General features: G+C 68.8%; 6 protein-coding genes. All 6 read left to right on the forward strand.

Features of this window, described 5'->3' with window-relative positions:
- Positions 1-7: 7 nt before the first annotated feature.
- The gene (locus AC3DET_RS13810; RefSeq protein ID WP_488392157.1) at positions 8-1,012 is read left to right on the forward strand and encodes a vWA domain-containing protein; all 1,005 of its coding nucleotides are present in this window, start codon (positions 8-10) and stop codon (positions 1,010-1,012) included.
- A complete protein-coding gene (locus tag AC3DET_RS13815; protein ID WP_488391992.1) occupies positions 1,009-2,769 on the forward strand; it encodes a tetratricopeptide repeat protein in 1,761 nt (586 codons plus the stop codon). Before AC3DET_RS13810 ends, AC3DET_RS13815 begins: the two co-directional genes overlap by 4 nt.
- Positions 2,766-4,442: a BatD family protein gene (locus tag AC3DET_RS13820; protein ID WP_488391993.1), complete on the forward strand. Its 1,677-nt coding sequence runs from the start codon at positions 2,766-2,768 to the stop codon at positions 4,440-4,442. The genes AC3DET_RS13815 and AC3DET_RS13820 overlap by 4 nt, the downstream gene beginning before the upstream one ends.
- 138 nt (positions 4,443-4,580) lie before the next feature.
- Complete coding sequence (locus tag AC3DET_RS13825) at positions 4,581-5,894, forward strand: dicarboxylate/amino acid:cation symporter (protein WP_192202101.1); 1,314 nt, start codon at positions 4,581-4,583, stop codon at positions 5,892-5,894.
- A gap of 99 nt (positions 5,895-5,993) precedes the next feature.
- Positions 5,994-7,991, forward strand: coding sequence for a transketolase (tkt, locus tag AC3DET_RS13830; protein WP_488391994.1), 1,998 nt, complete (start codon positions 5,994-5,996; stop codon positions 7,989-7,991).
- 116 nt (positions 7,992-8,107) lie between these two features.
- Positions 8,108-8,581 carry an REP-associated tyrosine transposase gene (locus AC3DET_RS13835; protein WP_488391995.1) on the forward strand — a complete coding sequence of 158 codons (474 nt, stop codon included), beginning with the start codon at positions 8,108-8,110 and terminating at the stop codon, positions 8,579-8,581.
- The last annotated feature ends 82 nt before the right edge of the window (positions 8,582-8,663 follow it).

The following is an 8,663-nucleotide window of genomic DNA, read 5'->3' on the forward strand; positions in this document are numbered from 1 at the left end:
ACTGCCGATGCTGCAGTTCCTGCAGGACGGCTACGCCGGCTTCGCATGGCCGTGGTTCTGGCTGGCGTTTCCCTTGCCCTGGGTAGTGCGCTGGCTGCTGCCCGCGCGGCGAACCCAGGACGATGCGCTCAGGGTGCCTTACGGCCGTTCGGTGCAGGCCATCGCGCAGCGCGGCGGCCGAGGCATGCCGGGGCGGGCCGCCGCGCTGGCCTGGCTCGTGTGGTTCCTGCTGTGCGCCGCTGCGGCGCGTCCGCAGCAGTTTGGCGATGCCGTCACGCCGCCGGTGAGTGGACGCGACCTGATGCTGGCGGTCGACCTGTCCGGCAGCATGACCGAGCCGGACATGGAGATGGGAGGCGCCGTGGTGGACCGCCTGACGGCTGCGAAGGCGGTGCTTGCCGACTTCCTCGACCGTCGCGAGGGCGATCGGGTCGGGCTGCTCGTGTTCGGACAGCGCGCGTATGCCATGACGCCGCTCACTCGCGACCTGCAGACCGTGCGCGACCAGTTGCGTGACGCCGTGGCCGGGCTCGCTGGCCGCGAGACCGCCATCGGCGATGCGATTGCCCTGGCCGTGCGTCGCCTGCGCGCACAGCAGGACGGCCAGCGTGTGCTGGTCCTGCTCACTGACGGCGTCAATTCCGCCGGCGTCCTGACACCGCAGAAGGCGGCGGAGCTGGCGAAGGAAGAGGGTGTCCGCATCCACACTATCGCGTTCGGCAGCGACGGCGCGATGAGCGTGTTCGGCATCCCGCTGCCGCTGCCCGCCAGTTCGCCGGAGGATATCGATGAAGCCACCCTGCGCGAAGTGGCGAGCAGCACGGGTGGCCGCTTCTATCGCGCGCGCGATACGGGCGAGCTGGCCGGCATCTATGCCGAGCTGGACCGTCTTGAGCCGGTGGAACAGCCCGGCAAGGCCGTGCGTCCGCGCATCGAACGCTATGCATGGCCGCTGGCCGGCGCGCTTGCAGTGGCCCTGCTGGCCTTCGTGTTGCCAGGGAGGCGCAGGTGAACATCGACTGGACTGCCCTGCATTTCCTGCGGCCGCATGCGTTATGGGCCCTGCTTGCGCTACCCGCGCTGGCGTGGGCGTGGCGAATCCGTCGGCAACGCAGGAATGCCTGGCGGGGACATGTCGATGCCCATCTGCTGCCGCATCTGCTGGTGCGGGGCGGTGCCGGCGCGCGAACAGGAGTGCTTGCGGCCGCCATCGCCTTTGTACTCGCGGTGCTCGCGCTGGCCGGCCCCAGCTGGCGCCAGGCCGACCAACCGCTGTGGCAGGCGCAACGCCCGCTGGTGGTGGTGCTGGATCTCTCCAGTCGCATCACCGCCACGGATCTTCCACCGTCGCGCCTGCTCCAGGCGCGGGCGAAACTGGCCCGGGTGCTGGAGGTCCGTGCAGGCAGTCCCCTTGCACTGGTCGCCTACGCGGACGACGCGTTCACGGTGACGCCACTGACCGACGACACCGCCAACATCCGCCTGTTCCTCGATGATCTTGCGCCGGACATCATGCCGGTCGACGGGCAGCGCGCCGATCGCGGCATCGCCTGGGCAGCGCGTCTGCTGACGCAGGCCGACGTCCGGAAGGGGGACATCCTGCTGCTCAGCGACCGGGCCGATGATGCCGCGCTCCGTGCCGCCGCCGATGCCCGTGCACAGGGCTTTGCCGTCTTTGCGCTGGGGGTTGGCACCGCCTCGGGCGCTGCGTATCGCAGCGGCGACAGCGTGATCGGACGTGCCGCACTGGATGCCGCATCGCTGCGCGCACTGGCGGCTGCGGGAGGCGGTCGTTACCACACACTGACCGCGGACGAGTCCGATCTTGCATCACTCGGTCTGCGCTCGCCGGAACAGGTGGGTGAAGGCAGTGCCGCCGCGGGTGGTGGCAAGGCATGGCGCGATGAAGGCTACTGGTTGCTGATTCCGATCCTGATGCTCGCATTGCTGTGGTTCCGCCGTGGCGCCGCGCTGGTGCTGATGGGGGCGCTCTGGCTCCCGCTCGCGCAACCGGCGCATGCGGCTGGCATCGAGTGGTGGCAGCGCCCGGATCAGGCCGAACACGCGCGCATCGCCGACGGCGCCGATGCGTACCGGCAGGGCGACTTCGCTGCCGCCGAGCAGGCGTTCACCGGTATCGATACCGCCGAGGGCTGGTACAACCTCGGCAACGCGCTGGCGAAGCAGCAGCGTTACGACGACGCCATCGCGGCGTACGACCGTGCATTGCGCGCGCAGCCGGGCATGGCCGACGCACTGGCGAACCGTGCGGCCGTGGACGCGGCACGCAGGCGCCCCCCGTCGCCAGGGGAGGGCCAAGGCAAGCCAGGACCGCAGGGCGACGGAAAAAATCCGTCGGAGGCGCAGCAGGACGACGCGAAGCCCGATCCCGCGGATGGCAGGAACGCATCGCCATCGCCTGCGGACACGCCTTCCGCCTCCCCAACAGCGCGCGATGCGGGCAAGCCGTCTGCTGACGCAGATCCATCGCGCACCGGCGCGCCACCATCATCCACGCCGGATGCTGCCGCGCAGGCTGCTGCCGATGCGGCACAGCGTGAGCGCATGCGTGCGGCGATGGCGCGCGAATCCGGAGCTGGGAGGGATGCAACCGAGAACACGCCTGCCGTTCCGGTCGAAACCGCAGAGCAGCGCGAACGGCGCCAGGCGGTCGATGCATGGCTGAAGCGTGTGCCGGACGAACCCGGTTCGCTGCTCAAGGCAAAGTTCCGGCTCGAACACGAACGCCGGCAGAGGGAAGGGCGATGAAGCATCGGGTATTGATCCTGTTGTGCCTGCTGGTGGCATGGCCGTTCTCGTTGATGGCCGCCACCCGCGCGTGGCTGGAACAACCCACCGTCACGCTCGGGCAGGCGGTCACGCTGAATGTGGAAACCGATGCGGTGTCCGCCACGCCCGACCTGACCCCGCTGATGCGCGATTTCGAGGTGGAAGGGCAGTCCGACAGCCGCAGCGTCGGACTTGTGAACGGGCGCGTGCGCAGCAGCACCACGTTCGCGCTGACGCTGCGTCCGCGGCGCGCGGGCACGCTGGCGATCCCGGCGTTGCAGGTCGGCGGCGAACGCACCGCCCCGCTGATGCTCGAAGTGACCGCGACCCCCACCGCCAGCGCGGCATCGAACGGTCTCGTGTTCGTGGAAACCGAGATCGACGATCCAAGCCCGTACGTGCAGCAGTCGGTGGGCGTCACCGTACGGCTCTACTACGCCACGCCGCTGGTCTCCGGCCAGCTCGACCTGGATCCGCCGGAGGGCGCGTTGCTGCAGCGGGTCGGTGACATCGTGCAGTCCAGCCGCGAGATCGACGGGCGACGTTACAGCACCGCAGAGCGTCGCTTCCTGCTGGTGCCGGAGCGCAGCGGCCCGCTGACACTGCCCGGCCCGCGTTTCAGCGGACGGGGTGCGGGCGGCTGGATGGACGACCTGCTCGGCGGCAACAGTCGCGAGGTCCACATCACCGGCTCGCCGCGCACGCTGCAGGTTCGCGCGCAGCCGGCGAACGCACCTCAGCCCTGGCTGCCAGTGCGTGATCTGCGCCTGCGCTACACCGCAGTGCCCGATCAACTGCGTACGGGTGAAGCGGCCACGCTTGCCATCGAGACCACCGTCATCGGCGCCACGCAGGCACAGCTGCCCGAACTGCCCGTGCCCTCGATACCCGGCGCGCAGGTGTTCGCGGAGCCGCCGCAATACGATGAGACGTTCAATGGTGGTACGCCGCAGGTGAAGCTGACGCGTCGCTACTCCGTCGTGCCCTCGCAGCCGGGCTCGCTGTCGGTGCCCGGCGTGGCGATAGCGTGGTGGGACGTGCGTACCGGCACGGCGAAGCGCGCGACGCTGCAGGACCTGGCGATCCCGGTCGTGCAGGGGAGCGGGCAGGCGGCGCATCCGCCGGCACGGGATGCCGCAGCGCCCATGGCGCCGGCCGCCACGGACGACGGCGTCATGGCGCTGTCCGGCGATCGACGCCTGCCAGCCCACCTCTGGCCGTGGCTGGCCGCCGGTTTTGCGTTGCTGTGGCTGGCCACGCTGGTGTGGGGGCTGTCGCGTCGGCCGGGTGGCGCGAACGTGGCCCGCAACCGCGGACATGTGACGGACCCGTCCCGTCCGATGACATCCTCCGCCACCCACACGGCGGCCGACCTGAAACGCGTGCTCGATGCCGGTGATCTCGACGATATCGAAGCCGTGCTCTGCGGCATGGCGCGTCCTGCGGCCATCGACCTGGACGACCTGCAGCGTCGCCTCGCCATGCCGGCGCAGCGTGCCGCAGTGGACCTGCTGCGCCGTGCCCGCTGGGCCGGCGGCGATCCGGCACAGGCCCGCCTTGCGCTGCGCGAAGCCTTCCGTGGAGGGCCTCAGTGGCAGGCAGGCAACGTCGGCGTGGCGGACGAACCGCTGCCGCCGTTGTATCCACGGTAGGGGAAACCAGGCCGATGTTCGTCATCCCTCTGCCGTAAGCGATGCCCTTCAGGTGGCACCCACGCGCGCCGCCATGCGTGGACGGGCCACCATGCCGGGTTTGCTAAGCTCCCGACTTTGTCGCTGCAGGACCCGCCGATGACCGACGCCACGCCCGCCAACCGCGCCAAGCTCCCGTTGCACTGGAAGATGGCCATCGGCTTCGGCATCGGCCTGATCGTCGGTCTCATCGTGCATGCCTCCGGCCAGGGCGACGCGGGCTGGGTGCAGGACGTCACGAAGTACGTCACCACGCCCTTCAGCAAGATCTTCCTCAACCTGATCTTCATGCTGATCGTGCCGCTGCTGTTCTCGGCGCTGGTCTGCGGGATCGCCGAGATGGGCGACATCCGTGCGCTGGGCCGGATCGGCTGGAAGACGCTCGCCTACACCATCGTGCTGTCCGCGGTGGCGGTGCTGCTGGGGCTGGTGCTGGTGAACGTGCTGAAGCCGGGCGTTGGGGTCGATCCTGCGCTGGCGCAGCAGCTGATCGCCGAGAACGCCGAGCGGACGAAGGAGATCGTTGCCAGCGTCGGCAGCCAGCCCACGGGCATGGACATGCTGCTGTCGATCGTGCCGGACAACGTCATTGGCGCGGCGTCCAGCAACGCCGCCATCCTGTCGCTGATGTTCTTCGCGGTCATGTTCGGTGTCGGCCTGGTGCTGACCCCGTCGGAGAACACCGGCGTCCTCAAGCGCGGCATCGAAGGCGTATTCGAGATCTCGATGACGCTGATCGGTCTGGTGATCCGCCTGGCGCCGTATGCGGTGGCCTGCTTCATGTTCAACCTGGCGGCGATCTTCGGTTTCGACCTGCTGGTGCGCCTGGGGGCGTATGTCGGCGTGGTGGTGCTGGCGCTCGCACTGCACCTGGTGGTCAGCTACTCGGTCGCGTTGAAGCTGGCCGGCTACTCGCCCCTGACGTTCTTCCGCGGCGCGCAGGAGGCGATGGTGATGGCGTTCTCCACCGCCTCCAGCAACGCCACCCTGCCCACTGCGCTGCGCGTGGCGGACGAGAAGCTGGGCCTGCCGCGCACGGTGTCGCGCTTCGTGCTGACCGTGGGCGCGACCGCCAACCAGAACGGCACCGCGCTGTTCGAGGGCGTGACGGTGATCTTCCTGGCCCAGTTCTTCGGCGTGGACCTGTCGCTTGGCCAGCAGTTCATGGTGATGCTGGTCTGCATCCTGGGCGGCATCGGCACGGCCGGCGTCCCGTCCGGCTCGCTGCCGGTGGTGGCGCTGATCTGCGCCATGGTCGGTGTGAACCCCATCGGCATCGGCCTGATCCTGGGCGTGAACCACTTCCTCGACATGTGCCGGACCACGCTCAACGTCACCGGCGACCTGACCCTCGCGTCGCTGGTGGCCAAGGGCGAACGCGTCGACGTGAAGCTGCCCGGCCAGCCGGGCTAACACCCCGCGCAGGCCCTCGCAACCGCGACAGGGCGGGCGGGGGGTGGGACAATGGGCAGCCCGCAGCCCGCCGGGCGCCGCCCCTCTGCCCCGATCCCCATGACGACGCCCACCCGCCGCCAGCTCGCCAACGCCATCCGTTTCCTCGCCGCCGACGCGGTGCAGGCCGCCAATTCCGGCCATCCCGGCATGCCCATGGGCATGGCCGATATCGCCGAAGTGCTGTGGAACGACTACTACCGCCACAGCCCGTCGAACCCGCACTGGTTCAACCGCGACCGTTTCATCCTCTCCAACGGCCATGGCTCGATGCTGCAGTACGCGCTGCTGCACCTGGCCGGCTATGACCTGCCGCTGCAGGAGCTGAAGAATTTCCGCCAGCTGCACAGCAAGACCGCCGGCCACCCGGAGCGCCACGAGACACCGGGCGTGGAAACGACGACCGGTCCGCTTGGCCAGGGCTTCGCCAACGCGGTCGGCTTCGCGCTGGCCGAGAAGCTGCTGGCACAGCGCTTCAACCGCGAAGGCCACGCCATCGTCGACCACCGCACCTTCGTGTTCATGGGCGACGGCTGCCTGATGGAGGGCATCTCGCACGAGGCTGCCTCGCTGGCGGGCACCTGGGGCCTGGGCAAGCTGGTGTGCTTCTGGGACGACAACAAGATCTCCATCGACGGCAACACCGATGGCTGGTTCACCGACGACACGCCGGCGCGCTTCGAGGCCTATGGCTGGCAGGTGGTGCGCAACGTCAACGGCCATGACCCGGTCGAGATCAAGACCGCCATCGACACGGCGCTGAAGGCTGCTGACAAGCCCACGCTGATCTGCTGCCGCACGACGATCGGCTTCGGTTCGCCGAACAAGGCCGGCAAGGAATCCAGCCATGGCGCGCCGCTGGGCAAGGACGAGCTGGACGCGACCCGAGCCGCGCTGGAATGGCCGTACGGCCCGTTCGAGATTCCTGCCGACATCTACGCCGGCTGGAACAAGGTCGATGCCGGCAAGGCGCGGGAAGCCGACTGGAATGCGCTGTTCGACGCTTACGCCGCGCAGTATCCGGAGCAGGCCGCCGAACTGAAGCGTCGCGCCTCCGGCGAACTGCCGGCCGACTTCGTCGCGCAGGCCGACGCGTACATCGCCAAGGTGCAGGCCGAAGGCCCGGTGATCGCGTCGCGCAAGGCGTCGCAGAACACCATCGAGGCCTTCGCGCCGCTGCTGCCGGAACTGGTCGGCGGCTCAGCCGACCTGGCACACTCCAACCTCACGCTGTGGAAGGCCAGCAAGTCGGTGTCCACCACCGACCCGAACGCGAACTACGTGTACTACGGTGTGCGCGAGTTCGGCATGACCGCGATTGCGAACGGCCTGGCGCTGCACGGCGGCTTCGTGCCGTTCGACGCGACCTTCCTGGTGTTCAGCGACTACGCCCGTAACGGCGTCCGGATGAGCGCGCTGATCCCGGCACACGCCATCCACGTGTACACCCACGACTCCATCGGTCTGGGCGAGGACGGCCCGACCCACCAGCCGGTCGAGCACCTGGCCTCGCTACGCTACATCCCGAACAACGACGTGTGGCGCCCGTGCGACGCGGTGGAATCGGCGGTGGCGTGGAAGCAGGCCATCGTCCGCCAGGACGGCCCGAGCTGCCTGGTGTTCTCGCGCCAGAACCTGCCGCACCAGCCGCGCACCGACGCGCAGGTGGGCGACATCGCGCGCGGCGGCTACGTGCTGGCCGATGCCGATGGCACGCCGGACGTGATCCTGATCGCCACCGGTTCGGAAGTCGGCCTGGCCACGCAGGCCAAGGCGACGCTGGACGCGCAGGGACTCAAGACGCGCGTGGTGTCGATGCCGTCCACCGATGTGTTCGACCGCCAGGATGCGGCTTACCGCGAGACCGTGCTGCCGAAGGCCGTGCGCAAGCGCGTGGCGGTGGAAGCGGCCATCAGCGACTTCTGGCGCAAGTACGTGGGCCTGGATGGTGCGGTGATCGGCATGACGGGCTTCGGCGCGTCCGCCCCCGCCGATGCGCTGTACAAGCACTTCGGTATCACCGCGGAGGCGGTGGTCGAGGCGGCGAAGTCGCTCTGAAGCGGTCCATCTGCCGCTGTAGGAGGGGCTTTAGCCCCGACCGCGTCGGAATTCTGCCCGCTCGCTGAAAGGGTTTCACCGATAGTTGCTGGAGCCATGGCGCATCACCCTGCGCCATGGCTTTTCAACATCCGGGCTCTGGTCACCAAGCGTTGCGCCGAGGTCGTTGGTCCGAGCCTGGTCGCATCTATCTGGTAACCACTACGACTTACCGGCGCGATCCTCATTTCACCCAATGGGAAGTGGCCAGCAGTATGTCGGAGGTGCTCGCCTGTCGCAGCACATGGTCGCCGCACGCAGAACTGCTTTGTTGGGTGCTGATGCCAGACCATTGGCATGGATTGGTGCGGTTGACCGGCACCGCGCCGCTCGCGCAGGTAGTGGGCTTGGCGAAGGGACGGTCAGCGCATGCAACGCGTAACGTCTTGGCCGGGAAGCGGGTCTGGGCAGGCGGATTCCATGACCGCGCGCTGCGAAGGGACGACGATACACGGGTAGCTGCTCGCTACATCATAGCCAACCCTATGAGAGCGGGACTGGTTGCGCGCGTTGGTGACTACCCCTTTTGGGATGCAGTCTGGTTGGAGTGATGGGACCGCGGTCGGGGGGGGGGGCCCCCCCACCCCACAACCAGAAGGGAGAAGGGGGGGGAGACCCCCCCCCCGCCCCCCC

It is taken from the genome of Pseudoxanthomonas sp. 97-1-1 (assembly GCF_057773125.1).